We start from the raw sequence: 25,976 nt of genomic DNA on the forward strand, positions 1-25,976 counted from the left end.
CGCTGAATTTGCTTAAAGTCTAAACATTTTCCGGTAGCGGCCGATAATCTTTTTTTATGCCCAGAAATATCTCGCTACCGGAAATAATATCATGCTGAAAACGCTATCGATTCGTACCGGCTTGCTTTCGTTACTGGCCGTTATGACCCTTCTGCTGCTGATTGTCAGCGGCATTGGTATTTATGCCCTCACACAGAGTTCGTCTTCACTCCAGCGCATCAACCACCTTCAGGGTGAACAGATGGTGCAGCTTAATTCTGGCTATACGCTGATCCTGCGTGCGCGCAATGAAGCAAGCCAGGCCGTCCGCATGATGGAAATCGGCATGCTGGACGATGCGGCGAAGTCGGTGAAAACCATCAATCAGGAAGTCATCCAGGCGCAAAAAACGCTGAAAAGCGTGATCGACGATGGTGTGGCGGACAAACAAGGACAGCAGTTGCTGGATAAGGTCGCGGCGAGTCTCGCGGCGTATAACCAGCAAGGGATCAACCCGATGCTGAAAGCCCTGAACGACCAGAATGCAGACAGCTACTACGATCTGCTGGAGAACAGGCTGATCCCGGTAGCGAAGCAGTTTGATAACGATATGCAGGCGTTCCAGACATGGAGCGAAGCGCGCGGAAAAGCGGAAGTGAGCGCGGTGCAATCGAGTAAAAACCGGGTGCTGATCCTGATTGTCGTGGCGGCGCTGCTGACGGCCGGGATTATTGTGCTGGCCTGGCTGGTGCTGCGCAATATGTTGCTGAAGCCGCTCTCTGCCTCCATTGCGCAGCTTGAACATGTTGCAGCGGGGGACTTAACCCATACGCTGAATGCACCTGCGAGCCAGGAATTTAACCGTCTGAACGCGGCCATCGAAGAGATGCGTCAGTCGCTAATGGGCTCGGTTATGCGGGTGCGCGATGCCAGTTCACAAATTGATACCGGCAGCCGTGAGCTAACGGCGGGGAATATGAACCTTGCCCAGCGCACCGAATCCACCGCGACGTCGCTGGAGCAGACGGCGGCCAGCATGGAAGAGATCACCGCGACGGTGAAACTTAATGCCGATAACGCCGAACAGGCACACCAGCTGGCGAAGTCGGTGTCCGACACTGCCGATCACGGCAGCGAAATGGTCTGCTATGTGATCGAGAAAATGCGGGATATCTCTGGCAGCTCGGCGCGCATCGCCGACATCCTGAGCGTCATCGACGGTATCGCATTCCAGACCAATATCCTGGCGCTGAACGCCTCTGTTGAAGCCGCACGCGCAGGTGAACAAGGACGTGGATTCGCCGTTGTGGCAGGTGAGGTGCGTAACCTGGCCAGCCGCAGTGCCGATGCGGCAAAAGAGATCCGTTCGCTTATCAGTGATTCGCAAACCCACGTTAACGAGGGCAGCGAGCTGGCGCAGCAGGCCGGTGAAACGATGGACGAAATCGCGACTGAAGTCCTGCGCATGACCAAACTGATGCGCGAAATTGCTACCGCGTCTCAGGAACAGAGTCGCGGTATTGAGCAGGTGAATATCGCGGTGAATCAGATGGACGAAACCGCGCAGCAAAACGCGGCGCTGGTGCAACAATCTTCTGCCGCGACACGCTCGCTGGAAGAGCAGTCGCGTGAGCTGATGGAAGCCATGTCATCATTCAAACTGACGGCTCAGGCTGTTGCATAATAATATCCAGCCCTGGTGCATTGTGTGCCAGGGTTTTATTTGTCGCTGAATTTATCGCCCCGAGATTATCGTGAATATCACCCACTAATATTTCCAGCGAGCTGGTTAAGGCTAACGCTTTTTCGGTTGGTTCCAGATATAAACCTTTGCGGAAAAATAATGGTTCGTCAAAGAGTTGGCTAAAGCGTTTTAATGCCAGGCTTACCGCCGGGCGGGACATTTCCAGACGCACTGAGGCTTTTGCCATGCTGCCGCAGCGGACCACTTCAATAAATACGGGGATAAGATTTAAATCAATACCGGTATTGGCTCGAGAATAGTTTTTCATCACAAGTTATGCTCCACGAAATATCTGTCAAACTGTTATGGAAATAATGCAGGAGCAGTGGTGAATATTAAAGCGTATTTTTTATAAACACTTATACGGTAAAATATATAAATGAGAAAGGGAGCCAGCCAGGCTCCCTTTGCTAAGGGTATTACGCGTCCGGGAATTCCCGGATAAAACGTTCAACATCTTCAACCATATGGTTGTTACCGACGAAGAACGAACGGCGCTGGTGCAGGCTTTTTGGCACGATATCCAGAATACGCTCTTTACCGTCGCTCGCCTTACCGCCGGCCTGCTCGGCCAGGAACGCCATCGGGTTGCATTCGTACAGCAGACGCAGTTTCCCGTCAGGGTGGCTGGCGGTGCTTGGGTAGAGGTAGATGCCGCCTTTCAGCAGGTTACGGTGGAAGTCCGCTACCAGCGAGCCAATGTAGCGAGAGGTATACGGGCGTTGGGTTGCTTTATCCTCTTCCTGGCAGAATTTGATGTATTTCTTCACGCCGTTCGGGAATCTGATGTAGTTACCTTCGTTGATGGAGTAGGTGTTGCCCTTCTCCGGGAAGCGCATACGTTCCTGACTCAGGCAGAACACGCCCAGCGACGGATCGTAAGTAAAGGCGTGAACGCCACACCCGGTGGTGTACACCAGCATGGTGGACGAACCATATACGACGTAACCGGCAGCAACCTGATGACTGCCAGGTTGCAGGAAATCTTCTTCGGTCACCGGCGTGCCAACAGGCGTGACGCGGCGGTAGATGGAGAAAATGGTACCGACAGAAACGTTAACGTCGATATTGGAGGAGCCGTCCAGCGGATCCATCAGAACGACGTATTTCGCGTGTTCGCACCCTTCGAAAACAACAATTTCATCTTCTTCTTCAGAGGCGATACCCGCAACGATGTCGCGTGCGCGCAGTGCAGCTTTCAGTTTTTCATTTGCGAACAGGTCGAGTTTCTGTTGAACCTCGCCCTGAACGTTCTCGGCACCGCTGGCACCCAGGATATCGACCAGACCGGCCTTGTTGATATCACGGTGGATGATCTTAGCGCCCAGCTTTATTGCCGACAGCAAAGCAGTGAGTTCACCGGTAGCATGAGAGAACTCGTGCTGCTTTTCGACAATAAATTCACCTAACGTTTTCATAACACTTTCCCTGCATCTTATGTGAGTAGAGCGATTGTATGTTCACTAAAACGACTAAAGCCCAACAATCTTAACAAACATTCAAATGTTAGCGCAGAGGTGAATCGCGCCAGCAGCATACGGATTTACCTGAAATGCGTTTCACAGGCGCTGACATGTGAGTAAAATGTGCGCCACATTGAAGAAGGATAGTGACGTATGCGCATTCATATATTGGGGATTTGTGGCACTTTTATGGGCGGACTGGCAATGCTGGCGCGCTCGCTGGGCCATGAAGTGACAGGTTCGGACGCCAATGTGTATCCGCCGATGAGCACGCTTCTGGAGAAGCAGGGCATCTCCCTTATTCAGGGCTACGATGTCAGCCAACTGGAGCCGCAGCCGGATCTGGTGATCATTGGTAACGCCATGACCCGTGGTAATCCGTGTGTTGAAGCGGTGCTGGAACGCAATATTCCATTTATGTCTGGCCCGCAGTGGCTGCATGATTTTGTGCTGCGCGACCGCTGGGTGATCGCTGTTGCCGGTACTCACGGTAAAACCACCACCGCCGGGATGGCAACCTGGATCCTTGAGGCCTGTGGTTACAAGCCTGGCTTCGTGATTGGTGGTGTACCGGGTAATTTCGACGTCTCCGCACGTCTGGGTGACAGTCCATTCTTTGTGATCGAAGCCGATGAGTACGACTGTGCGTTCTTCGATAAACGTTCTAAATTCGTACATTACTGCCCACGTACGCTGATCCTCAACAACCTTGAGTTTGATCACGCGGATATCTTTGACGACCTGAAAGCGATTCAGAAGCAGTGCCACCATCTGGTGCGCATTGTTCCGGGTCAGGGCCGTATTATCCTGCCGGAGAACGACATCAACCTGAAGCAGACGATGGCGATGGGTTGCTGGAGCGAGCAGGAGCTGGTGGGCGATCAGGGCCACTGGCAGGCGAAAAAACTCAACGTGGATGCCTCTGAGTGGGAAGTGCTGCTCGACGGCGAAAAAGTGGGTGAGGTGAAGTGGGGCCTGGTGGGCGAGCACAACATGCACAACGGTCTGATGGCGATTGCTGCGGCACGTCATGTGGGCGTTCAGCCTGCGGATGCGGCCAATGCACTGGGTTCATTTGTGAACGCCCGCCGTCGTCTGGTGCTGCGTGGCGAAGCCAACGGTGTCACGGTGTATGACGATTTCGCACATCATCCAACGGCCATTCTGGCGACGCTTGCTGCCCTGCGCGGCAAAGTGGGGGGCACGGCGCGCATTCTGGCGATACTGGAACCTCGCTCTAACACCATGAAGATGGGCATCTGCAAAGACGATCTCGCACCATCCTTAGGGCGTGCCGATGAAGTCTTCCTGCTGCAGCCGCAGCATATTCCGTGGCAGGTGGCGGAAGTTGCCGATGCCTGCGTACAGCCTGCGCACTGGAGTGCGGACGTTGATACGCTTGCGGATATGGTGGTGAAATCTGCACAGCCTGGCGATCACATTCTGGTGATGAGCAACGGCGGTTTTGGTGGGATCCATCAGAAACTGCTGGACGGTCTGGCGAAAAAAGCGGAAGTGGTCGAGTAATCCCCTCACCACAGCCTCTCCCCAAAGGGGAGAGGCTGTTCAATTCCCCTCGCCCCTTTGGGGAGAGGGTCAGGGTGAGGGGAACAGGCGGTTCGAATGTTACTCTTCGTTCTCAGACAGCTCGCGAAGATACTGGAAAATCAGGCGCGCAGATTTCGGCGGCTTATTCCCTTCTTTCTCTTTCTTCGCGTTGCGGATCAAAGAACGCAGCTGCTGGCGGTCGGCGTCTGGCCACAGATTTAAGACTTCTGGTACAGCATCATCACCTTGTTCAATCAGACGATCGCGGATCTGCTCCAGTTTATGGAACAGCGCAACCTGCTGGTTGTGGCGGTTTTTCAGCTTGTCCAGCGCCTGGCGAATCGGGTCGACGTCACGCTGACGCAGCATTTTACCGATAAGCTGAAGCTGGCGGCGGCGGCCTTCTTTTTTGATTTTCTGTGCCAGTTCAATGGCATCACGTAGATCCTGGTCGAGCGGGAGCTTATCCAGCGCGTTTTTACCCAGTTCTACCATTTCTGCGCCAAGCTGTTTTAACTCTTCGGCGTCGCGTTTAATTTCACTTTTACTGACCCAGATGATCTCATCATCTTCGTCTTCGATGTCATCACCGGGAACGTCGTCGAGCCAGTCTTCGGGCTGCTTAGTCATGTCAGGCTCCTTAAAAAAAGAGGCTAATGTTACCAGTTAAGACGCGCACTGAAAAACGGTTCTCTGTTAGACTTCAGTTAACTCTCTCTTACAGTATGGCATTTGCGATGAAAGTAACCTCACAAGTTGAAGCGCAGCGTAAGCTTCTGGAAGAAGCCGTCTCCACCGCGCTGACGCTCGCTTCAGGTAAATCAGATGGCGCGGAAGTGGCGGTCAGCAAAACCACTGGCATTAGCGTGAGTACCCGCTATGGCGAAGTGGAGAATGTAGAATTCAACAGCGATGGTGCTCTGGGGATCACGGTGTATCACCAGAATCGCAAAGGCAGTGCATCATCGACCGATCTCAGCCCGGATGCCATTGCCCGTACGGTGCAGGCTGCGCTGGATATCGCGCGTTATACGTCCCCCGATCCTTACGCAGGTGTTGCCGACAAAGAGCTGCTGGCGTTTGATGCCCCGGATCTCGATCTTTTCCATCCGGCGGAAGTCACCCCGGACGAAGCGATCGAACTGGCTGCGCGTGCCGAGCAGGCCTCCCTGCAGGCTGATAAACGCATCACCAATACCGAAGGCGGCAGTTTCAACAGCCACTACGGCATCAAAGTATTCGGCAACAGCCACGGGATGTTGCAGGGTTACTGCTCGACCCGTCATTCGCTGTCCAGCTGTGTGATTGCCGAAGAAAATGGCGATATGGAGCGTGACTACGCCTATACCATTGGCCGTGCGCTGGAGGATTTGCAGTCTCCGGAGTGGGTCGGTGCTGAGTGTGCGCAGCGCACACTTTCTCGCCTGTCACCGCGTAAGCTCTCTACCATGAAAGCCCCGGTTATTTTTGCCAATGAAGTGGCGACTGGCCTGTTTGGCCATCTGGTCGGGGCGATTGCCGGTGGCTCGGTTTACCGTAAATCGACGTTCCTGCTTGATTCGCTGGGTAAACAGATCCTGCCGGAATGGCTGACTATCGAAGAGCATCCGCATTTGCTTAAAGGTCTGGCTTCTACGCCATTCGACAGCGAAGGCGTGCGCACAGAACGCCGCGATATCATCAAAGACGGTATTCTGACCCAGTGGTTGCTGACCAACTATTCTGCACGTAAGCTGGGGCTGAAAAGCACGGGTCACGCGGGTGGCATTCATAACTGGCGTATTGCCGGGCAAGGTCTGAACTTTGAGCAGATGCTGAAAGAGATGGGGACCGGCCTGGTGGTGACGGAGCTGATGGGCCAGGGCGTGAGCGGCATGACCGGGGATTACTCTCGCGGTGCGGCGGGCTTCTGGGTTGAAAACGGTGAAATCCAGTATCCTGTGAGTGAAATCACTATTGCCGGCAACCTGAAAGATATGTGGCGCAATATTGTTACTGTCGGTAACGATATTGAAACACGTAGCAATATACAGTGTGGTTCAGTTCTTCTGCCGGAAATGAAAATTGCCGGTCAATAATACCCGTCATACTTCAAGCTGCAGGTGCGTTGGCTGCACGCGTTCCTGCAACTCGAATTATTTAGGGTATGACGCTTATCGTGAATAATAAAAAAGGAAGTGAGCAATGCGTAAACACCTGTTAGCGATCGTCGCGGCTTCAACGCTGGTTCTTGGCTCTTCTGCGTTTGCTGCCGATCTTGAAAGCAACATGGGTATTCTCAGTGAAAACCTGAAGATCGTTCAGAAAACGGACAATGCAGCAGAAATGAAAGACGCGTTGACCAAAATGCGTGAGGCGGCATTAGACTCGAAAAAATCCACGCCACCTAAGCTGGAAAACAAAGCGGCTGACAGCGCCGAGATGAAGGACTATCTCCACGGCTTTGACGTGCTGGTGGGCCAGATCGACGGTGCGCTGAAGCTCGCGAATGAAGGCAAAGTGAAAGAAGCTCGTGCAGCAGCCGATCAGTTTGTGACGACACGCAATACGTATCACAAAAAGTATCGTTAATTGGGTGCCTGAGCTGTACGCCCTTTCTCCGTGTGCGGAGGCGCATTACGCGCCCCCGCATGCTTGCTCCCTACTTTCCGGAGCGACAATCCATCCGCGCTGTCACTTCAAACGAGCCGTTTCGAAAACGGATCTCGCACAGTGTTTTCCTCGTCACCAGCGTTAAAATGATTATTGTCAAAGCAATAATCATCAAACCCCGGATAATCAGGGACTGGCGTTTCATGGATGCCTCCTTGCTTTAAAGCGGGCGAGGTAGCGAACTCCACGGTTGTGCGTGTCGTTTCGAGCCCCCGCCCTGATTTTCTATCAGGCGGGGCTTTCCACTTTCCGTCCCATGCCTGAGACGGTCAGTCTCAAGCACCCGTCGCCACTCTAGCGAATCCCCATAAGAAAACCTTATCCACGTCACATTTCTACGAGTCTGCTCGTAATCTTTTCTGCTTTACTCATCCCTTTTGTGCCGCCAGATTGAGTGATATTCATCACGTAAATGCATTGATTTATTCAAATTCAGCGTATTTATGTGGCACAGATCACTGCTGCTGCTTTCCTTTCCACTTCGAAGTGGAAAACAACTCGCTACAAACCCTTTGCCGTCATCGTTAGTTTTATTCCAGAGCCATTAACGGGGTAAGACGAGTGATTAACGGAGCGGTAATGAACGACGTTGGGGATCAGGCGGTGCAAACAGAACAGCTCGCTAACACCATGCTGCAGCAGGTCTATACCCTGCTGGCCCGGCACAACATCATCCCTAATGCAGTACAGGAACAGATGCTGACCTCACACGTTCGCGCGATGGCGCACCGGTCTGTGACCGGCGAGCCGCTGCCGGAAGTAGAAGCAGAGCTGTTCGACGAGATTTCACCCGATTCAATGCGACTTGCCCGCGAAGTGGTGGCGCAGTTTGGCAACCTTCCTGATGAAGAGGCCTGGCTGCTCTCCGTTCACTTTGAAGTCGCGAAAGACAACCTTTAAGGAGCAACACATGGAACAGATTACAGTCGTGATTGGCGATCGCCTGGGTAAAGGTCAGAAAGTGGCCGCCGGCGTGGAAAAGGCAGGTGGACGTGCGGTTGTCGTGCCGGGGGTGGCGGCAGATATGAAACTGGGTGACGTGATGAAAGCGGAAAACGCCACCTTCGGCATCTCCTTCTGCGGCAGCGGTGGCGCGGGTGCCATTACTGCGCAAACCAAATATGGCTACAAAGCCAAATACGGCATGCGTTCTGTGGAAGAGGGAGTAACCGCCATCAACGAAGGCTGCAACGTGCTGGGCTTCGGCTTTATGGATAAAGAAGAGCTGGGCGAGCGTCTGGTACAGGCGTGGCAGAAGAAGCACGGCGCATAAGCATGAAAGAACAGTTCACGACCACCGTGAGAGTGAAGGGCAAAGGCGATGCCAAGGCGCGCGCCTTTGCCGATGCGCTCAACCACGTTCAGGCCGCGGTGATGCAAGCCTCACCGCATATCTTACTGCGTATTGAGCCACAGGATGTGCAGGTTGTTCAGGCGCAAGAAGTGGTGCGTAAAGAAGCCTTCCTGTTCTTCTTTTTGCGCCGGGAAAGACGCACCTACAGCGTGGAGCTGGATGTGACCGTCAACGTGACTGCCATCAATCTTGATCGGGTGGATTTCGTCACGCAACGCTGATTCTTCATAAAAGGGCAGACTGATGTTCTTAATTATATTAATAAAATCGCTCATCATTGGCGGCCTGGTTGGCGTCGGTGTGGGGGCCGGGGCTGCACGCATGTTTCATGCGCCTACCACTCAGGGTATGGGCGCGTTTCGTACGTTGGGGGAACTGAACTCCTGTGAAGGGGACCCGGCTTCTCACTTCTCTTTTGGGTTAGGCTTCTTCTTTAACGCCTGGGCTTCTTCCGTGGCCGCAGGTGCATTCACTCAGGACGTTGACCACCGCATTATCCCGAACTGGGGCGCAGCGGCGCTAATGCTCAAAAACCGTAACGTCGGCGAAACACTCCACGATCCCCGCAAGATGGCGATTGCCTGCGGCGTGATCGGCATGATCGTCGTGACCTTCCTTAACCTTACCGCCTCCTCCGTTCCGGCTGCACTTCAGGTGACGGCCGTTAAGGTGCTGGTACCGGCAGCTAACCTGCTGGTGAACACCGTCATGCCGGTTATCTTCTGGCTGGCGGCCATCGATGCAGGCAAAAAATCCGGCTTCTGGGCCACCGTGTTTGGCGGTGCGGCGCAGCTGATCATGGGTAACGCCGTACCGGGTCTGGTGCTGGGTATTCTGATCGGTAAAGGCGTGGAAGAGAGCGGCTGGAACCACGTCACCAAAGTGATGATGGTGGCCATCGTGGCGCTGTTCGTCCTGAGCGGCTTCTTCCGTGGCTTCGATATGAAGATGATCGAATCCTTCCATCTGACCGTGCCGAACTGGCTCGACATGATCCACAACTCGCTCAGCGGTAAATAACAGGAGCCTCTACATGGAACAGAATAAAGGTTTTTGGTATGCCGACTGGTCGTTCCCGATCTTCGTTGGCCTGCTCTCCTCCGGCGTCTTCGCCGGGACGCACATGTACTACCTCTACGGCATTGGCGCGTTTAACGAAGTGGCTTTTGTGGCGATGCTGAAAGCAGGGATTGATACCGGTGTTTACGGCGCGGTAGCGGCCTTTGGTGCCAGCTTCCTGTTCGCCCGTATCATCGAAGGCTCGCTGGTGGGGATTTTAGATATCGGCGGGGCTATCCAGACTGGCGTTGGCCTCGGCGTTCCTGCATTGCTGCTGGGAGCGGGCATCATGTTCCCGGTGACCAACTTTATTGCCGCCCTGATCACCGGCCTGGTGATTGGTCTGGCGATTGGTTACGTCATCATTCTGGCGCGTAAGTTCACCATCAATCAGAGTAACTCGACCTACGGTGCTGACGTGATGATGGGGGCAGGTAACGCTTCCGGGCGCTTCCTCGGGCCGTTGATTATCCTGAGCGCCATGACTGCATCCATTCCGATTGGTATCGGGTCGCTTGCAGGCGCACTGCTGTTCTATCTCTGGCAGAAGCCGATCACCGGTGGTGCGATCCTCGGTGCGATGATTTTAGGCTGGCTGTTCCCGGTCGCCCTTTAACACCCGCGGGCGCAGCGCGCCCGCCTTATCAGGAGAGCACTATGTTTGATTTACTCCTGCGCCGTGCGCGTCTTACTGACGATACCCTGACTGATATCGCCATTCAGGACGGAAAAATCGCGGCGCTGGGCGACATTGACGCACCCGCCCATCAAACGGTGGCGCTCAACGGTGACGTATACGTTAGCGCGGGCTGGATTGATTCCCACGTACACTGCTACCCGAATTCCCCCATTTACCACGACGAACCAGACAGCGTGGGCATTGCCACTGGCGTCACCACCGTGGTGGATGCGGGCAGTACCGGGGCGGATGACGTGGACGATTTTTACGCCATCACCCGCAAAGCGACAACCGAGGTTTACGCTCTGCTGAACATCTCCCGCGTTGGACTGATTGCGCAGAACGAGCTGGCTAATCTGGCTAACATCGACGCCGATGCGGTGAAACAGGCGGTTAAACGTTACCCTGATTTTATCGTTGGCCTGAAAGCGCGCATGAGCAGCAGCGTGGTCGGTGAGAATGGCATTACGCCACTGGAACGTGCGAAAGCTATCCAGAAAGAGAACGGCGACCTGCCGCTGATGGTACACATTGGTAATAACCCGCCAAACCTCGACGAAATCGCTGAACTGCTCAGCTCTGGCGACATCATCACCCACTGCTACAACGGCAAGCCAAACCGCATTCTCACCCCATCCGGCGAACTGCGTGCATCCATCACTTCCGCCTTGAAACGCGGCGTGCGTCTGGACGTCGGCCACGGTACGGCGAGCTTCAGCTTTGAGGTGGCAAAACGCGCCATCGCGATGGGCATTCTGCCGCACACCATCAGCTCGGATATCTACTGCCGCAACCGTCTTCACGGCCCGGTAGGCTCACTTGCGAGCGTGATGTCGAAATTCCTCGCCATCGGTATGTCACTGCCGCAGGTGGTTGAGCGCGTGACGGCAAATGCGGCTGATGGCCTGCGCCTGACGCGCAAGGGCCGCATCCAGCCTGGGCTCGACGGCGACCTGACGCTGTTCACCATTAAACGTCAGCCGACGGTGCTGACGGATGCCGAAAACGACAGCCTGCAGGCTGAACACATTCTGGTGCCGCTTGCTGCGATCCGCGCGGGCAAGGGCTACATGACCGAACAAGGGAGCACGGAACATGCCTTCGATTTATGAGAAGTACCACTTAAAGCAAGTCATTAACACCTCTGGCCGTATGACGGCGCTGGGGGTTTCCACGCCGCGCCCGGAAGTGGTGCAGGCGGCGATGGACGGTATGAATCAGTATTTTGAGATGAAGGATCTGGTCAATAAAACCGGGGAATACATTGCGAAGTTGCTGGATGTGGAAGGGGCGACAGTGGTCTCTTGTGCCTCGGCGGGTATTGCGCAGTCCGTGGCCGCAGTGCTGGTGAAAGACAGCGACTGGCTGCTGGAAAACCTGCACGTCACCCCACCTGAGAACAACGAAATCGTGCTGCCGAAAGGTCACAACGTCAACTTTGGCGCACCGGTGGGCACAATGGTGGCGCTGGGGGGGGGCAAGCTGGTGGAGGCGGGTTATGCCAACGAATGTTCTGCCGAGCAGCTGGCGGCGGCGATCTCCCCACGTACGGCGGCGATCCTCTATATCAAGTCTCACCACTGCGTGCAGAAAAGCATGCTCAGCGTGGAGCAGGCAGCCGTGGTGGCGCGTAAACATGGTCTGCCGCTGATCGTTGATGCGGCGGCAGAAGAAGATCTGCATGTTTACTACCGCTCCGGTGCGGATCTCGTTATCTACAGCGGTGCGAAAGCCATTGAAGGGCCAACCAGCGGGCTGGTGATCGGTAAAGCCCAGTACGTTGAATGGGTGAAGCGCCAGACGGCAGGCATTGGCCGCGCCATGAAGGTGGGTAAAGAGGGCATTCTTGGCCTGACCTGCGCCATTGAGCATTATCTGACGGCGACCAAAGAGAGTGGCGCAGAGATGGTGGCGAAGATGACGCCGTTTGTCGACGCGCTCAACACCCTGAATGGCGTAACGGCACGCGTGGTCTGGGACAGCGCTGGTCGTGACATTGCGCGCACCGAGATTGCGTTTGATGAAGCGACCACCGGCATGGGGACAGGTGACCTGGTGAATGCGCTGAAGCAGGGCGAATACGCCATTTATTTCCGTGGCTACAAGGCCAACGAAGGGATTATCGAAGCGGATGTGCGCAGCGTGAATGCTGAACAGCTGAACATTGTGTTCCGCCGCATTCGCGAAGTATTAGGACAGGAGAAAAACGCATGAAGCTGACCCCTAATTTTTACCGTGACCGCGTCTGTCTGAACGTACTGGCAGGCTCCAGAGCCAACGCCAGCGCCATTTACGAGGCGGCGGAAGGCCATGTGCTGGTGGGTGTGCTCTCCAAAAATTACCCGGACGTGGCAAGCGCTGTGGCCGATATGCGCGAATACGCGGCGCTGATTGATAATGCGCTGTCCGTGGGCCTGGGCGCAGGTGATCCGAACCAGTCTGCGATGGTGAGTGAAATCTCCCGTCAGGTACAACCGCAGCACGTGAACCAGGTCTTCACCGGTGTGGCAACCAGCCGTGCGTTGCTGGGGCAGAACGACTCCGTGGTGAACGGCCTGGTCTCCCCGACCGGTACCGTTGGCATGGTGAAAATCTCCACTGGCCCGCTGAGCAGTATGGCACCGGATGGCATCGTTCCTGTGGAAACTGCAATTGCCCTGCTGAAAGATTTTGGTGGCAGCTCCATCAAATACTTCCCGATGGGCGGCCTGAAATGTCGTGACGAGTACAACGCGGTGGCAGAAGCCTGCGCCCGTCACGATTTCTGGCTGGAGCCGACCGGTGGTATCGATCTGGAAAACTTTGAGGAGATCCTGCAGATCGCGCTGGACGCGGGTGTGAGCAAAATCATCCCGCATATCTACAGTTCGATTATCGACAAAGCCAGCGGCGATACGCGTCCGGAAGATGTGCGTACGCTGCTGGACATGACGAAGAAGCTGGTGAAGTAAAACCTGAACCCTCACCCTCACCCTCTCCCAAAGGGAGAGGGAACATTTCCCCCCTCTCCCTTTGGGTGTACAGTCCGGGGACATAGTGAACACTTGTTCGGGGACATGGTAGACACTTACAACTAAGGCATAAGAACCCGTTTATGGAGTCACTTATGCCCTGGGATGCGAGAGATACCATGTCATTACGTACCGAGTTTGTTTTGTTCGCCTCGCAGGACGGGGCGAACATCCGTTCCCTGTGCCGTCACTACGGCATTTCGCCTGCCACCGGCTATAAGTGGCTTCAGCGCTGGGCTCAGGAAGGCGCATCCGGCCTTCTGGACCGGCCCCGTATACCTCATCATTCCCCGAACCGCTCATCTGATGACATCACAGCTCTTCTGCGCATGGCACATGACCGTCATGAACGCTGGGGCGCACGCAAGATTAAGCGCTGGCTGGAAGACCTGGGGCACTGCATGCCCGCTTTCAGCACCGTCCATAACCTGATGGCCCGCCACGGTCTGCTGCCGGGCGTTTCACCGGGCATTCCGGCCTCAGGGCGGTTCGAACATGATGCGCCCAATCGCCTCTGGCAGATGGATTTTAAGGGACACTTTCCCTTTGGTGGTGGCCGCTGTCATCCGCTCACCCTGCTGGATGACCACTCCCGCTTTTCCCTGTGCCTGGCACACTGCACCGATGAACGGCGTGAGACCGTACAGCAGCAGCTGGTCAGCGTGTTTGAACGCTACGGTCTGCCGGACAGGATGACGATGGATAACGGAGCGCCGTGGGGCGACACCACCGGCATCTGGACGGCACTGGAGCTGTGGCTGATGCGCCTGGGTATCCGGGTGGGGCACTCCCGGCCATATCATCCGCAGACACAGGGCAAGCTGGAGCGTTTTCACCGCAGCCTGAAGGCGGAAGTGTTGCAGGGGAAGTGGTTCGCGGACAGCGGTGAACTGCAGCGTGCATTTGAACACTGGCGCACCGTCTATAACCTTGAACGACCGCACGAGGCGCTGGGTATGAACGTTCCGGCCTCCCGGTATCAGCCGTCCGCACGGCAGTACAACGGCAACACAATCCCACCGGAATACGATGAGGGGGTGATGGTCAGGAAAGTCGATATCAGCGGGAAGCTGAGCGTGAAAGGAGTCAGTCTGAGCGCAGGCAAGGCGTTCAGGGGGGAACGGGTAGGGCTGAGGGAAACACAGGAAGACGGCTGTTATGACGTGTGGTGGTACAGCACGAAAGTGGGGGTGATCGACCTGAAGAAAAAGTCGATCACCATAGGTAAAGGATGTTAAAAAGTGTTCACCATGTCCCCGAACACCTGTCTACCATGTCCCCGGACCGTACATGGGAGAGGGCTGGGGTGAGGGGAACAAACCGCACACACCTGAAGGAGCCACCATGCACACCCGTAATCTGCTTGTCGCTTCACTCTCTTTACTGGCTACTGCTGCCGTCGCCCAGACGCAGTACGCCTGGGTCGGTACCTACAACCCCAATGGTGAAGGGCTGTACCGCTTTACCGTCGACCCGCAAACTGGCGCGCTCGGCAGCAAAACGCTGGTGAGCAAGCTGCCGAACGCCGCGCAGCTCACTGTCTCGCACGACGGTAAAACGTTGTATGTGGCCAGCGAAGTGGAGCAGGGGGTGGTGCAGGCGCTGCGCGTGGGGGATAACGGGGAGTTGAGTGAGCTCAATCAGGTGGCGTCCGGTGGTGCGGGGCCGGTTTATCTCTCCCTGACGCCGAACGGGCAACATCTGCTGGTGGCGAATTATGTCAGCGGTTCGATTGCGGTTCTGCCGATCAAAACCGACGGCAGCCTGGGTGATGCCACGGATAAACATCAGGATCAGGGCGAGCCGGGTGCGGCGAAACCGGAGGCGGCGGTGGAAGGGAGTTTTGCCATCAGCGATCATAACGGCCCGCACGCACATATGATCGCCGCCGATCCGCGCGGGAAATACGTTTTTTCCACCGATCTGGGGCTGGATCGTATTTACCAGTACCGCTTTGACGATCGAAGCGGGAAGCTGACCCCCAACGATCCGCCGTTTATCCGTGCCTCTTCAAAAGGAGCCGGGCCTCGTCACTTCGTCTTTACACCGAAAGGTGATGCCCTGTGGCTGATTAACGAAGAGGCCTCCACGCTGACGCACTATACGCTGGATGCCAGCGGCAGGCTGAAAGAAGGCAAAACCTTCTCCGCGCTGCCGGAAGGTTATAAAGGCACCAGTTTTGCCGCCGGGCTGGCATTAAGTGCCGACGGCAGGCAGCTGTATGTGGCTAACCGTTTGCATAACAGCATCGGGCACTTTACCGTAAAAGAGGATGGCACGTTGCGGCATCAGGACGATGTCTGGACGCGGGGCGATTATCCGCGAACCCTGACGCTCGATAAGCAGGGGCGCTGGCTGTATGTCATGAACCAGCGCAGCGACAACATTACCCGTTTCCGCGTGGCGCAGGATGGAAAACTGAGCTTCGAGCCGGGTTATACCCCGGTCGGCAGCCCATCCCAGATGGTTATTTCACCCTAAGTAGTAAGAGGACAACGACGTGCGATTCCCGAACCAACGTTTAGCGCAACTTTTCGATCTGTTGCAAAACGAGACGCTGCCGCAGGACGAGCTGGCGCAGCGTCTGTCGGTCTCCACGCGAACCGTCCGCGCTGATATCACCGCCCTGAACGCGCTGCTGGCGAGCCACGGCGCACAGTTTATTTTGAGCCGTGGCAATGGCTACCAGCTCAAAATTGACGATGCAGAGCGCTACCAGCAGCTCCAGGAGTCTCACCCGCGCGCGTTGCGCATTCCCCGGACGGGGCCGGAGCGTGTGTACTATCTGGTGGTGCGTTTTCTCACCTCGGCGTTTTCCCTCAAGCTGGAAGATCTGGCTGACGAGTGGTTTGTCAGCCGCGCCACGCTGCAAAGCGACATGGCGGAAGTGCGCGAGTGGTTCCATCGCTACCACCTGACGCTGGAAACCCGCCCACGCCACGGCATGAAGCTGTTTGGTAGCGAGATGGCAACCCGCGCCTGTCTGACCGATCTCCTCTGGGAGCTGGCGCAGCAGGACAGCCTGAACCCACTGGTGACGGAAGTTGCACTCAACGCAGGTGTACCTGAGCAGATGGTGAGCGTGTTGCATGACGCGCTGACCCGCCACCATATCCGCCTGACCGACGAAGGTGAACTGTTCCTGCGCCTGTACTGTGCGGTGTCGGTGCGTCGCATCAGTGAAGGCTACCCGCTGCCGGAATTCCATGCGGAAGGTGTGGAAGAGAATGTGCGTGAAGCGGCGAAGGATATCGCGGTGACTATCCAGCAGCTGGCAGGTAAGGCGCTTTCGCCTTCAGAAGAGAACTGGCTGTGCGTACACATTGCGTCGCGACAGATCCAGGACATCGCCCCCAGCGCCATCAATGCCGATGACGACGAAGCGCTGGTTAATTACATCCTGCGCTACATCAACACCCACTATAACTACAATCTGCTCAGCGACGAGCAGCTGCATGCGGATTTGCTGACACATATTAAAACCATGATCACCCGCGTGCGGTATCAAATCATGATCCCCAATCCGCTGCTGGATAACATCAAACAGCACTACCCGATGGCGTGGGATATGACGCTGGCGGCGGTGTCGAGCTGGGGCAAATACACGCCGTATGTGATCAGTGAAAACGAAATTGGCTTCCTGGTGCTGCATATCGGGGTTGGTCTTGAGCGTCACTACAATATTGGTTACCAGCGTCAGCCGCGCGTGCTGCTGGTGTGCGATGCTGGTAACGCGATGGTGCGAATGATTGAGGCGGTGCTGCAGCGTAAATATCCGCAAATTGAGGTGACGCGTACCCTTACGCTGCGCGAGTACGAACAGGCCGGGTCGATCAGCGAAGACTTTGTTATCGCCACCGCCCGCGTGAGCGAAAAGTCCAAGCCGGTGGTGATGATCGCCCCGTTCCCGACGGACTACCAGCTGGAGCAGATCGGCAAGCTGGTGCTGGTGGACAGAACCCGTCCGTGGATGCTGGACAAATACTTCGACGCGGCCCATTTCCGCATTATTGATAAACCCATTGACCAGCAAACGCTGTTCCGTGAGCTGTGTGAGCAGCTTGAAGACGAAGGTTTTGTCGGCGCGGAATTCCTGGGCTCCGTCGTCGAGCGCGAAGCCATCGTCAGCACCATGCTCGGTGATGGTATCGCGCTGCCGCACTCCCTCGGGTTACTGGCGCAGAAAACAGTGGTTTACACCGTGCTGGCTCCGCAGGGTATTCCGTGGGGCGATGAAACTGCGCACGTCATCTTCCTGCTTGCCATCAGTAAAAGCGAATACGAAGAGGCGATGGCGATTTACGACATCTTCGTGACATTCCTGCGCGAACGCGCCATGTCACGGCTGTGCGGTTGCGGGGATTTTGCGGAGTTTAAGACCGTGGCGATGGAGAGTTTGAGCCGGTTTTGAGATGAAGGCGGATAGAGGATATCCGCCTTTTAATTACCGCAAGTGGTGCACAACCTGGTTACTGCTGCCGCGCCAGATAAGCGCCGGGTCTTTTAAATCCTGCACAAACTTGCCGTCGACCAGCACGTTAATCAGATCCACTATTTCCATCTGCTGCGCATTCAGCTCATCCAGCTTGTAGCCTGTCCAGACCCAGATGTCCTTTCCTGCACACTCTCTGCGAATACGTTTTACCAGCTTCAGGATCTCCGGCACGTTTTGCGGGTGAAGCGGGTCGCCACCGGAGAGTGAAATCCCCTGGCGGCGAATGCGCGTGTCGTTCAGGTCGTTGATGATCCGGTCTTCCATCTCTGCAGTAAACGGCATGCCTGAATTTAAGCGCCAGGTGCTTTTGTTGTAGCAGCCGGGGCATTCGTGAACACAGCCAGAAACAAACAGGGTGCAGCGGGTGCCGGGGCCGTTGACGATGTCGACGGGGTAGTACTGGTGGTAATTCATAGTGTTAACCTGATGCCCTTACCCCGGCCCTCTCCCACAGGGAGAGGGAGAAAACCGGCGTCCGGCATGACAATGTGCTCGATCGGTTCCCTCTCCCTTGAGGGAGAGGGGTAGGGTGAGGGGGAGAACCTGGCAAAGAACTTACCCGATCTGCCCATTCCCCAGATGTTTCACGCGGCGTTTCACCTCTTCCTGCTTACCGGCGTTAAACGGACGTGCATCAGGGCTGCCGAGATAACCACACACGCGGCGAGTCACGGAAACGCGCGAGGCATCATGGTTGCCGCATTTCGGACAGGTGAATCCTTTGCTGGTGCATTCGAACTCACCGGTAAAGCCGCACTCGTAGCACTCATCGATAGGCGTGTTCGTACCGTAATACGGCACGTGCTGATAGCTGTAATCCCACACGTCTTCCAGCGCTTTCAGGTTGTGCTGGATGTTTGGGTACTCGCCGTAGCAGATGAAACCACCGCTGGCGATGGGCGGGTAAGCAGCTTCAAAGTCGATCTTGTCGTACGGGTTAACCTTTTTCTCGACGTCGAGGTGGAAGCTGTTGGTGTAGTAACCTTTGTCGGTCACCCCTTCAATGATGCCAAACTCTGCGGTGTCCAGGCGGCAGAAACGGTCGCACAGGTTTTCGCTCGGGGTGCTGTACAGGCTAAAGCCATAGCCGGTTTCATCTTTCCACTGGTCAACCGCATCGCGCAGGCGCTGCACGATAGCGACACCTTTTTCACGCAGCGCGTCGCTGTCATACATATGCTTGTCGCCAGACAGCGCGTTGATGGTTTCGTGAATGCCGATATAGCCCAGCGAGATAGACGCACGGCCATTTTTGAAGATCTCAGAAACGTCATCGTCTGCTTTCAGACGCACGCCGCAGGCACCTTCCATATACAGGATTGGCGCAACGCGCGCCTTCACCCCTTCCAGGCGGGCAATACGGGTCATCAACGCTTTACGTGCCAGCAGCAGACGTTCGTCCAGCAGCGTCCAGAAGGCCGCTTCATTACCTTTGGCCTCCAGCGCGATGCGCGGCAGGTTAAGGCTGATCACGCCCAGGTTATTACGCCCGTCGTGGATCTGCTCGCCGTTTTCATCCTCGTACACGCCGAGGAAGCTGCGACAGCCCATTGGCGTTTTAAACGAACCGGTGACCTTGACCACCTGATCGTAGTTCAGGATGTCCGGATACATACGCTTGCTTGCGCACTCCAGTGCCAGCTGCTTGATGTCGTAATTCGGGTCGCCAAACTTGTGGTTCAGACCGTCGCGAATGGCAAACACCAGTTTTGGGAATACCGCCGTTTTGCGGTTCTTGCCAAGACCAGAGATGCGGTTGCGCAGAATGGACTGTTGGATCAGTCGCGATTCCCAGCTGGTACCCAGGCCGAAACCGAAGGTGACAAACGGCGTCTGGCCGTTGGCGGTGTGCAGCGTGTTAACTTCATACTCCAGCGACTGGAATGCGTCGTAACACTCTTTTTCGGTGCGCGAATGGGCATAGCCGTCGGCATCCGGGATTTGCCACTCTTCCGCCGTTGTACGGTGCTTGTTGAAGCTCGCGCTGACAAACGGCGCAAGCACTTCATCAATGCGGTTAATGGTGGTGCCACCGTAAATATGGCTGGCGACCTGGGCGATAATCTGCGCCGTTACTGCGGTAGCGGTGGAGATGGATTTTGGCGGTTCAATCTCGGCGTTACCCATTTTAAAACCGTGGGTCAGCATCCCTTTCAGATCGATCAGCATGCAGTTGAACATCGGGAAGAACGGCGAGTAGTCGAGATCGTGGTAGTGGATCTCGCCGCGCTCGTGCGCGGAAACGACGTCGCGCGGCAGCAGGTGCTGACGGGCATAGTGTTTGGCAACAATACCCGCCAGCAGGTCACGCTGGGTCGGGATGACTTTACTGTCTTTGTTCGCATTTTCATTGAGCAGGGCGGAGTTGGTCTGCTCTACCAGACCACGAATATCCTGGTTCAGACGACCGCGCTTCTCACGCTGAATGTCACGATCGTGGCGATACTCAATGTAGGCGCGGGCCAGCTGCTTGTAAGGCCCCGACATCAGCTGGTTCTCAACGGCAGTCTGGATCTCACTGATATCAACCTGGCTGCGTGTATTCATCTGGCTGCTAACGACTTCTGCGACGGTGGCGCAGTAATCTGCGTCATCGACTCCCGCTGCTTTAGCTGCACGCAGAATGGCTTCTTTGATGCGCTCTGATTTAAACGGCACTTTACAGCCATCACGTTTCATCACATGCGGTGTCATGATCACTCCATTTTAAAAACAGGTTATCCACAGAGGTGGAGAAGATTGCGCCGGGCAGATTTTCAATCCGCCCCGCTATTTCCCTCGTTCCCGACACTTGTTATCCACAATTCCGGGGAGCAGGGTCGCCGTCTTGTTGTTGGAATAGTAGACGATAAATACAAGATGTTGGGTCGGCGTGCATTTTAAGTGCTACATATAGTGATTTGCATCAAACTTGTTTGCGATTTTTTTGATTCAGAACAAAGTAAAAAAGGGAGAGTACAGATGACAAGCGTTACAGGCTTTGTAAATTCCTTGCGTCAAATTTTGATTAATTTTTCAACAAAATCATCAGCTCAGCGCAGGTTGCGCTGAGCCTGGTTTTGACTGACAGGTGTGAGTTCTGCGTTACAGGTGACCGGCCCAGCTTAGCCCGGCGTTGATCAGCGCCATCGCGGTGATGATGCCAAGTATCACCGGAAGCAGTGGGTTGTTAGCCGGTGCGGCAGGCATTGCAGGTGGTACAGGCGCTTCCTCCTCACCCCCTAAAATGGACAGCACCTCTTCGCGGGTGCTTGCCGCGAGAAGGTTACTGCGCGTTTCGTCATCAGTGAGGGAGGTTGTCAGCGTTGTCAGAAGCTGCATATGGGTGCTTCCCGCTTCACGGGAAGGAATGGCCAGCAGGAATACCATTCTGACCTTTTCGTCGCCCTCCAGCCCGGGCCATGTGATGGGCTCTTCAAAAAGTGCAACACAGAAGGCCGCCTGGGCGACAGATTCTGATTTTCCATGCGGGACGGCAAGCTCTTCACCGAGCGCGGTAGGGCCTTCGCTTTCGCGATGTAAGACACTATCAATAAACGCGTGCTTATCGTGGATCACACCCCGTCTGGCTAGCGAATCTGACATGTGCCTGATGAGCGCTTCCGGCGTGCGTGGCTCGGGGTTGATAAAGATGAAATCAGCGTGAGTCAGCGTGAGTAAATTCATTTTATGCCTCCAGGGGTGAGTTAACCTGAACCCACAGTGTCTGCCAGCCTGCAAGAATGCACCTGCCGGTAAACGGTTTGTTTGTCACGAGATCGATACCTGCCACCGGTAACGAAAGCGGCTGCGGGGTTCCCGTGACGTTGACGACACAATAGAGGGTTTCACTTTCTTGTTTATTCTGGCGTACCACACCAAAGAGCGAGTCCTCCAGCGGCAGGACACGCTGCCCGGCGTGGGGCGAAAAGGCCGGATGCTGCCGCCGTATCTGTAACAGTTTCGTCAGTTCGCCATAGATGCGGGTGCGCAGGCTCTGTGGGTCGATAAGCTCGCTGTGCAGACGTGAAAGATCCAGCTTTTCGCGATTGATACGCCGGTTAATGCCAGAGGCGCGCAGCCCGGCAACATCATTTTCACTCCCGAGCAGGCTGTGGTAATAAATTGCCGGAACGCCCTGTAGCATGAATAAAATCGCATGTGCGGCGCTGAAGCGGGCTATTTGTGAGTCCTGGCTTTCGCCGGGTTCGCTTAACGCACTCAGATAGTTGATGTTGATTTCATACGGCGACTGGCTACCGTCAGGATCCGTTTTCCAGGAAATACGTCCTTCTTTGCGTTCCACTTCACTGATCAGAAAGTTTTTTTCCTCTGCATCCAGCACATTCTCTACCGGGCGTAAACCAATACCGTCATGGCTGGCCAGGAAGTTGAAAAATGTGCAGTTGCCAGGAAGGGGGTCGGCTTCCAGCGTTTTTGCCCACTGTCTTAGCCAGCGAGCATTGCCGCGTAAAAATGCATGCAGCGTCAGCGGAGGCAGAGGGAACTGATAGACCATGCTTGCTTCATCACCGGTACCAAAGTAACGGATATTCTCCTGATGCGGGACGTTGGTTTCCGTAATGAGCAGGCAATCGGGGAACGTTTTATCAAGAATGGCTCGCCAGAGCTTAATGATTTGGTGCACCTGTGGAAGATGAATACAGCGGCTATTTGGCTCCTTCCAGAGAAAACCGATAGCATCCAGACGGATCGCGCGTGCGCCACGGGCGGCATATTCCAGCAGGATCGCAATGCTCTCCAGAAGGACTTCCGGTTCACGGAAATTCAAATCTATCTGATCGGCGCTAAATGTTGTCCAGATATGAACCTTTTCCCCGCTTTTACGTGTAAATGGCGTGAGTAGCGGTAACGCCCGGGGACGCGTCACCTGATGGTAATTGCCCTCCGGGTCGGCATTCAGGAAAAAATTCTCGTAGCGGGCATCACCGTCCAGATACCCTTTAAACCAGGTGCTTTCCCGGGAGATATGGTTGATAACGAAGTCGAACATCAGATTGAAATCTTTTGCCATCGCTTCGACGTCCTGCCAGCCGCCCAGTTCAGGGGCTATTTGTCGGTAATCTTTGACGCTAAACCCATCATCGGAACTCCACGGATACATAGGCAGCAGGTGGATGTCACTGATCCTCTCTTTCAGCCACGTCTGTGAAAACCGGTGCAGTACGTTAAGTGCCGGTGCGCCTGGTGAGGTCATACTGTCACCATAAGCAATCATCCAGACGCGGGTTTGGTCCAGCGGAACCGGAGTGTGTTGACCAGACTCCCATTGTTTGCAGAGTTGGAGAATTCTCTCGCCGGTCACAGCGGGATCCTGATGGGGATACAGCTGCGTGAGTGTTTCGTTAATCAGAGGGGTAAGAGTCATTGCGGATCGTTACGCTCCGTGTAAGCAATAAGAAAATCACAGCTACTGGAAGGCGGGATCATGGTTTGTGTGGGGACGATCTCTTCCAGATAGTTGACCTGTGCAAGCGCTGTAAAACAGGCCGGAACGGGCACCGGCTGGTCACCGGCGTTAAAAAGACGCACGAGGGTGCCGTTCACCGTTTGGGCATGTGGCAGAGCGGAAAGTATGAGCGGCTCGGGGACGTCCAGAAGCGAGAAATAACCCGGCAGCGAGCGCGTTTTTATGTTTAATGTGAACCGCTCAAGACGGTTATCCAGCGTATGCAGCGTTTGCCGCTGCCAGGTAAAGGGTTGGTCAATAGCCTGTTTTTCCCGTTTCCGTAACGTGGCGTGCTCTGCGTTGTCTGCCAGCGACAGGGCAAAAGAAAAGTGCAGCGGTTTGAGGAGCTGTGCGTCCGGTGTTTCAACAATGGTGTTATTGATCCCCGAGGCACGGCCAGGTCGCCAGGCAAGATCGTCGCGGCCCAGTACCCCCGTGGCTTTAAACAGCGTCAGTGCAATGTGGGTGGGTTCTGTTCCGTGGAGCTGAAACTCTTTCATTCCCTGGCTGTTAATGATCAGTGCTTTGCCTGCGTCTTCAACAGCAATAATCCCCTCACTGGTTTCGATATCCACGGGAAATTCCCGGTACTGCTGACGCCACCGATCGTTTTTCACGCCAGCCTGACGGCGGATGATCGAAAAAGGCTGCGAGGCAAGGGTGTGCCGCGTCGTGATATCGCTGTTGATCAGCAAGCGCAGACGGTGATCGCAAACGGTGTTCTCCAGATCTATCGCGACATATAAATGAGGATCGTATTTGCGCAGTTCACATTGCAGCCGCACGGACAGCGTTTTTGTTGCGCCTCCCGCGCGAGCTGCCAGATCCACGGGTAACAAGAGTTCCGTTTCTAACGTCATTCTTTCGATGAGCTGACACTTCTGGCAGTCAAGAAGCCTGAATTGAGCAGTGTATTGAGGCGTATCGCCCTTCAGTGGGGAGAAGTCGTAGCTGTCGCCTGAGTCGGCGCAGTCTTCGAACGTGAACAGTTTTTCAATCCGCCTGCCGCTATGTTTATCTTCCAGAGAGAGATAACCCGCTTCGATTCGCAGCCTGCTCGTCTCGTTTTCAATAACGGTATCCTGGACGGTATGTGCCCAATCGCTTATGCCCGGTGCTTCTGCTACGGTGACGGCCATATAACCGAGAGCGGGTAAGTCCGGCATATCCAGCGCGATGTTCCAGCGGTAATAGTCGGGTAATACGATCTCTTTTTCACCTTCAGGCGTCAGTTGAACAACCCGCCCACCAGGGAGGGACTGCCGGTCGAGAACGCTGAACGCCAGAGGCTGGTGTTGGTACCGTAGCGCAAGGGTATCGCTGCGGCTGTATACCGTGGTATTCACGACGCGTGACGCCTTATCCGCACTGGTATTCACAACCAGTAGCTCACCTTCCTGGCAGCACGCCGAGCCCAGTTCTTTCACCACCAGATTCCACAGGCTGTGGCAAAGCTGCTCGGTTTGCTCGAGGCGATGAGCAATATCACGGTTGGTGGCATCGCTATTACAACCGCCAATGGAATCGTGAGCATGGCAGCGCAATAGCTGTTTCCAGATGCGATCGACCCATTCCAGATTGACGTGAATACCGTGATGACGCGCTAACGCAATCGTGGGCTCCAGCCGACGCAGGATAAATTGTTCAATATCGTAATTTTTCTTTTTGATGTCATAACGGACGGAGCCGATCGTTTTGTGAATGCGCGTATAACGAGGGGATTTCAGTTCACCTTCCCAGCGCTCAAAACCGCCTTGCCGCTGTCGCAGGAGCCCGACGTAGTGCTCCAGCGAGCCGATCCGGTACTGGTCATTTTCTGGTGAGTGCTGGCTCGCCGTGCGCAGAATACCGGGTAAATCAGGATCGATATTGACCTGATCGCCGCCGCTGGGCAGTAATAAATGTTCCAGCCCGGCGCGCTGGCGAAGCGCATTGACGAGCGGGTAAATTTTGCCATGCAGGTGTTCAGCATCGGCGCTGATATTTTTTGCTGCGCCATAGCCAAATGCCATCGCGCAGGCGATGATTTCGGCTCCTGAGGGGGCTCGCCAGATAAACTGACTCTTGCTGGCCTGCTCGTCGTGGTTAATGCCGCGCCAGAATACAATGTTATCAATGCCGCAGCCGCGTAGCAGGGTCGGCATTTGTGCATTGTGGCCGAACGTATCCGGCAGGTATCCCACCATCATGGCATGGCCATGTTCCCTCGCGGACAACATACCGTATTTCAGGTTGCGAATAATTGACTCGCCGTGAACGTTGTAGGTATCGGTTTGCGAATACCACGGTCCAATAAACAGACGCTTGTCGCGTACCAGTGTATTCAGGCGCTGGCGATATTCGGGGTTAATGCCCAGGAAATCCTCAACGACGGCCATTTGCCCATCAAGGTGGTAGCAGGTATATGACGGATCTTGTTCGAGCGTGGCAATCACTTCAGCGAAATTGTAAGACGCCAGAATGTTGCTGTCCTGGAGCGTGAAATACCACTCCTGATCCCAGTGCGTATGTGCGACGACGTGGATGTGACTCATCTTCCTGTC

24 protein-coding genes are annotated in these 25,976 nt (G+C 55.2%); 15 read left to right on the top strand and 9 right to left on the bottom strand.

All coding sequences use genetic code 11. The annotated features are described in order from the left end of the window. Positions 1-91 precede the first annotated feature (91 nt). Entirely contained in the window at positions 92-1,663 is a 1,572-nt protein-coding gene (locus HV318_RS16295) for a methyl-accepting chemotaxis protein (protein ID WP_182273530.1), read from the top strand. On the opposite strand, the gene HV318_RS16300 is transcribed toward HV318_RS16295, so the two are convergent. Continuing rightward, entirely contained in the window at positions 1,635-1,991 is a 357-nt protein-coding gene (locus HV318_RS16300) for a helix-turn-helix domain-containing protein (RefSeq protein ID WP_182274612.1), read from the bottom strand. The genes HV318_RS16295 and HV318_RS16300 overlap by 29 nt on opposite strands. A 151-nt stretch (positions 1,992-2,142) precedes the next feature. Continuing rightward, positions 2,143-3,141 (bottom strand): class 1 fructose-bisphosphatase, encoded by a 999-nt coding sequence (gene fbp / locus HV318_RS16305; protein ID WP_182273531.1) that lies wholly within the window; start codon positions 3,139-3,141, stop codon positions 2,143-2,145. Between the two features lie 198 nt (positions 3,142-3,339). Between fbp and mpl the strand changes: the two genes are divergently transcribed. Then, positions 3,340-4,713, top strand: a complete 1,374-nt coding sequence (gene mpl / locus HV318_RS16310; RefSeq protein ID WP_182273532.1) for a UDP-N-acetylmuramate:L-alanyl-gamma-D-glutamyl-meso-diaminopimelate ligase — start codon at positions 3,340-3,342, stop codon at positions 4,711-4,713. Between the two features lie 99 nt (positions 4,714-4,812). Here mpl and yjgA read toward each other — a convergent pair whose 3' ends face one another. Next, complete coding sequence (gene yjgA / locus HV318_RS16315) at positions 4,813-5,364, bottom strand: ribosome biogenesis factor YjgA (RefSeq protein ID WP_182273533.1); 552 nt, start codon at positions 5,362-5,364, stop codon at positions 4,813-4,815. Between the two features lie 95 nt (positions 5,365-5,459). Between yjgA and pmbA the strand changes: the two genes are divergently transcribed. Further along, the gene (pmbA, locus tag HV318_RS16320) at positions 5,460-6,812 is read left to right on the top strand and encodes a metalloprotease PmbA (protein ID WP_182274613.1); all 1,353 of its coding nucleotides are present in this window, start codon (positions 5,460-5,462) and stop codon (positions 6,810-6,812) included. Between the two features lie 106 nt (positions 6,813-6,918). Further along, positions 6,919-7,305, top strand: a complete 387-nt coding sequence (cybC, locus tag HV318_RS16325; RefSeq protein WP_182273534.1) for a cytochrome b562 — start codon at positions 6,919-6,921, stop codon at positions 7,303-7,305. A gap of 70 nt (positions 7,306-7,375) precedes the next feature. On the opposite strand, the gene HV318_RS16330 is transcribed toward cybC, so the two are convergent. Then, entirely contained in the window at positions 7,376-7,531 is a 156-nt protein-coding gene (locus HV318_RS16330; RefSeq protein WP_182273535.1) for a Hok/Gef family protein, read from the bottom strand. Between the two features lie 416 nt (positions 7,532-7,947). Here HV318_RS16330 and HV318_RS16335 point away from each other — a divergent pair, with 416 nt between their 5' ends. From HV318_RS16335 to HV318_RS16385, 11 genes are all read left to right on the top strand, one after another. Continuing rightward, a complete protein-coding gene (locus tag HV318_RS16335; protein WP_182273536.1) occupies positions 7,948-8,286 on the top strand; it encodes a glycine dehydrogenase in 339 nt (112 codons plus the stop codon). Positions 8,287-8,296: 10 nt separating this feature from the next. Then, positions 8,297-8,659 carry an SFCGS family glycine-rich protein gene (locus HV318_RS16340; protein ID WP_002437459.1) on the top strand — a complete coding sequence of 121 codons (363 nt, stop codon included), beginning with the start codon at positions 8,297-8,299 and terminating at the stop codon, positions 8,657-8,659. A gap of 2 nt (positions 8,660-8,661) precedes the next feature. Continuing rightward, entirely contained in the window at positions 8,662-8,961 is a 300-nt protein-coding gene (locus HV318_RS16345) for a DUF4312 family protein (protein WP_182273537.1), read from the top strand. 22 nt (positions 8,962-8,983) lie between these two features. Continuing rightward, positions 8,984-9,760, top strand: a complete 777-nt coding sequence (locus HV318_RS16350; protein WP_182273538.1) for a DUF4311 domain-containing protein — start codon at positions 8,984-8,986, stop codon at positions 9,758-9,760. A 13-nt stretch (positions 9,761-9,773) separates the two neighbouring features. Beyond that, entirely contained in the window at positions 9,774-10,415 is a 642-nt protein-coding gene (locus tag HV318_RS16355) for an EF_0833/AHA_3914 family membrane protein (RefSeq protein WP_182273539.1), read from the top strand. A gap of 41 nt (positions 10,416-10,456) precedes the next feature. Continuing rightward, positions 10,457-11,590: an EF_0837/AHA_3915 family putative deacetylase gene (locus HV318_RS16360; protein ID WP_182273540.1), complete on the top strand. Its 1,134-nt coding sequence runs from the start codon at positions 10,457-10,459 to the stop codon at positions 11,588-11,590. Next, a complete protein-coding gene (locus HV318_RS16365) occupies positions 11,574-12,692 on the top strand; it encodes a DgaE family pyridoxal phosphate-dependent ammonia lyase (RefSeq protein WP_182273541.1) in 1,119 nt (372 codons plus the stop codon). The genes HV318_RS16360 and HV318_RS16365 overlap by 17 nt, the downstream gene beginning before the upstream one ends. Next, positions 12,689-13,429 carry a 2-dehydro-3-deoxy-phosphogluconate aldolase gene (gene dagF / locus HV318_RS16370; protein WP_182273542.1) on the top strand — a complete coding sequence of 247 codons (741 nt, stop codon included), beginning with the start codon at positions 12,689-12,691 and terminating at the stop codon, positions 13,427-13,429. The genes HV318_RS16365 and dagF overlap by 4 nt, the downstream gene beginning before the upstream one ends. Positions 13,430-13,584: 155 nt before the next feature. Then, positions 13,585-14,727: an IS481 family transposase gene (locus HV318_RS16375; protein ID WP_419195714.1), complete on the top strand. Its 1,143-nt coding sequence runs from the start codon at positions 13,585-13,587 to the stop codon at positions 14,725-14,727. A 106-nt stretch (positions 14,728-14,833) separates the two neighbouring features. Continuing rightward, complete coding sequence (locus tag HV318_RS16380; RefSeq protein WP_182273543.1) at positions 14,834-15,970, top strand: lactonase family protein; 1,137 nt, start codon at positions 14,834-14,836, stop codon at positions 15,968-15,970. Between the two features lie 19 nt (positions 15,971-15,989). After that, entirely contained in the window at positions 15,990-17,900 is a 1,911-nt protein-coding gene (locus HV318_RS16385; protein ID WP_182273544.1) for a BglG family transcription antiterminator, read from the top strand. A gap of 33 nt (positions 17,901-17,933) precedes the next feature. Here HV318_RS16385 and nrdG read toward each other — a convergent pair whose 3' ends face one another. From nrdG to HV318_RS16410, 5 genes are all read right to left on the bottom strand, one after another. Continuing rightward, a complete protein-coding gene (gene nrdG / locus HV318_RS16390; RefSeq protein WP_182273545.1) occupies positions 17,934-18,398 on the bottom strand; it encodes an anaerobic ribonucleoside-triphosphate reductase-activating protein in 465 nt (154 codons plus the stop codon). Positions 18,399-18,539: 141 nt separating this feature from the next. Next, the gene (nrdD, locus tag HV318_RS16395) at positions 18,540-20,678 is read right to left on the bottom strand and encodes an anaerobic ribonucleoside-triphosphate reductase (protein WP_182273546.1); all 2,139 of its coding nucleotides are present in this window, start codon (positions 20,676-20,678) and stop codon (positions 18,540-18,542) included. 390 nt (positions 20,679-21,068) lie between these two features. After that, entirely contained in the window at positions 21,069-21,650 is a 582-nt protein-coding gene (locus tag HV318_RS16400; RefSeq protein ID WP_182273547.1) for a fructose PTS transporter subunit IIA, read from the bottom strand. Between the two features lies 1 nt (position 21,651). After that, the gene (locus HV318_RS16405) at positions 21,652-23,352 is read right to left on the bottom strand and encodes a sugar phosphorylase (RefSeq protein ID WP_182273548.1); all 1,701 of its coding nucleotides are present in this window, start codon (positions 23,350-23,352) and stop codon (positions 21,652-21,654) included. Then, on the bottom strand, positions 23,349-25,967 hold the full coding sequence (locus HV318_RS16410) for a glycoside hydrolase family 38 N-terminal domain-containing protein (RefSeq protein WP_182273549.1): 2,619 nt from the start codon (positions 25,965-25,967) through the stop codon (positions 23,349-23,351). Before HV318_RS16410 ends, HV318_RS16405 begins: the two co-directional genes overlap by 4 nt. Positions 25,968-25,976: the final 9 nt, after the last annotated feature.

The organism is Enterobacter sp. RHBSTW-00901 (genome assembly GCF_014103115.1).
In the GTDB taxonomy this organism is placed as follows: Bacteria; Pseudomonadota; Gammaproteobacteria; order Enterobacterales; family Enterobacteriaceae; genus Enterobacter; species Enterobacter cloacae_P.

What these genes read in the sequence shown, in the direction of transcription:
- HV318_RS16295 (WP_182273530.1), top strand. Translation starts at nt 92, where the DNA reads ATGCTGAAAACGCTATCGATTCGTACCGGCTTGCTTTCGTTACTGGCC.
- HV318_RS16300 (WP_182274612.1), bottom strand. Translation starts at nt 1,991, where the DNA reads ATGAAAAACTATTCTCGAGCCAATACCGGTATTGATTTAAATCTTATC.
- fbp (WP_182273531.1), bottom strand. Translation starts at nt 3,141, where the DNA reads ATGAAAACGTTAGGTGAATTTATTGTCGAAAAGCAGCACGAGTTCTCT.
- mpl (WP_182273532.1), top strand. Translation starts at nt 3,340, where the DNA reads ATGCGCATTCATATATTGGGGATTTGTGGCACTTTTATGGGCGGACTG.
- yjgA (WP_182273533.1), bottom strand. Translation starts at nt 5,364, where the DNA reads ATGACTAAGCAGCCCGAAGACTGGCTCGACGACGTTCCCGGTGATGAC.
- pmbA (WP_182274613.1), top strand. Translation starts at nt 5,460, where the DNA reads ATGGCATTTGCGATGAAAGTAACCTCACAAGTTGAAGCGCAGCGTAAG.
- cybC (WP_182273534.1), top strand. Translation starts at nt 6,919, where the DNA reads ATGCGTAAACACCTGTTAGCGATCGTCGCGGCTTCAACGCTGGTTCTT.
- HV318_RS16330 (WP_182273535.1), bottom strand. Translation starts at nt 7,531, where the DNA reads ATGAAACGCCAGTCCCTGATTATCCGGGGTTTGATGATTATTGCTTTG.
- HV318_RS16340 (WP_002437459.1), top strand. Translation starts at nt 8,297, where the DNA reads ATGGAACAGATTACAGTCGTGATTGGCGATCGCCTGGGTAAAGGTCAG.
- HV318_RS16345 (WP_182273537.1), top strand. Translation starts at nt 8,662, where the DNA reads ATGAAAGAACAGTTCACGACCACCGTGAGAGTGAAGGGCAAAGGCGAT.
- HV318_RS16350 (WP_182273538.1), top strand. Translation starts at nt 8,984, where the DNA reads ATGTTCTTAATTATATTAATAAAATCGCTCATCATTGGCGGCCTGGTT.
- HV318_RS16355 (WP_182273539.1), top strand. Translation starts at nt 9,774, where the DNA reads ATGGAACAGAATAAAGGTTTTTGGTATGCCGACTGGTCGTTCCCGATC.
- HV318_RS16360 (WP_182273540.1), top strand. Translation starts at nt 10,457, where the DNA reads ATGTTTGATTTACTCCTGCGCCGTGCGCGTCTTACTGACGATACCCTG.
- HV318_RS16365 (WP_182273541.1), top strand. Translation starts at nt 11,574, where the DNA reads ATGCCTTCGATTTATGAGAAGTACCACTTAAAGCAAGTCATTAACACC.
- dagF (WP_182273542.1), top strand. Translation starts at nt 12,689, where the DNA reads ATGAAGCTGACCCCTAATTTTTACCGTGACCGCGTCTGTCTGAACGTA.
- HV318_RS16375 (WP_419195714.1), top strand. Translation starts at nt 13,585, where the DNA reads ATGCCCTGGGATGCGAGAGATACCATGTCATTACGTACCGAGTTTGTT.
- HV318_RS16380 (WP_182273543.1), top strand. Translation starts at nt 14,834, where the DNA reads ATGCACACCCGTAATCTGCTTGTCGCTTCACTCTCTTTACTGGCTACT.
- nrdG (WP_182273545.1), bottom strand. Translation starts at nt 18,398, where the DNA reads ATGAATTACCACCAGTACTACCCCGTCGACATCGTCAACGGCCCCGGC.
- nrdD (WP_182273546.1), bottom strand. Translation starts at nt 20,678, where the DNA reads ATGACACCGCATGTGATGAAACGTGATGGCTGTAAAGTGCCGTTTAAA.
- HV318_RS16400 (WP_182273547.1), bottom strand. Translation starts at nt 21,650, where the DNA reads ATGAATTTACTCACGCTGACTCACGCTGATTTCATCTTTATCAACCCC.
- HV318_RS16405 (WP_182273548.1), bottom strand. Translation starts at nt 23,352, where the DNA reads ATGACTCTTACCCCTCTGATTAACGAAACACTCACGCAGCTGTATCCC.
- HV318_RS16410 (WP_182273549.1), bottom strand. Translation starts at nt 25,967, where the DNA reads ATGAGTCACATCCACGTCGTCGCACATACGCACTGGGATCAGGAGTGG.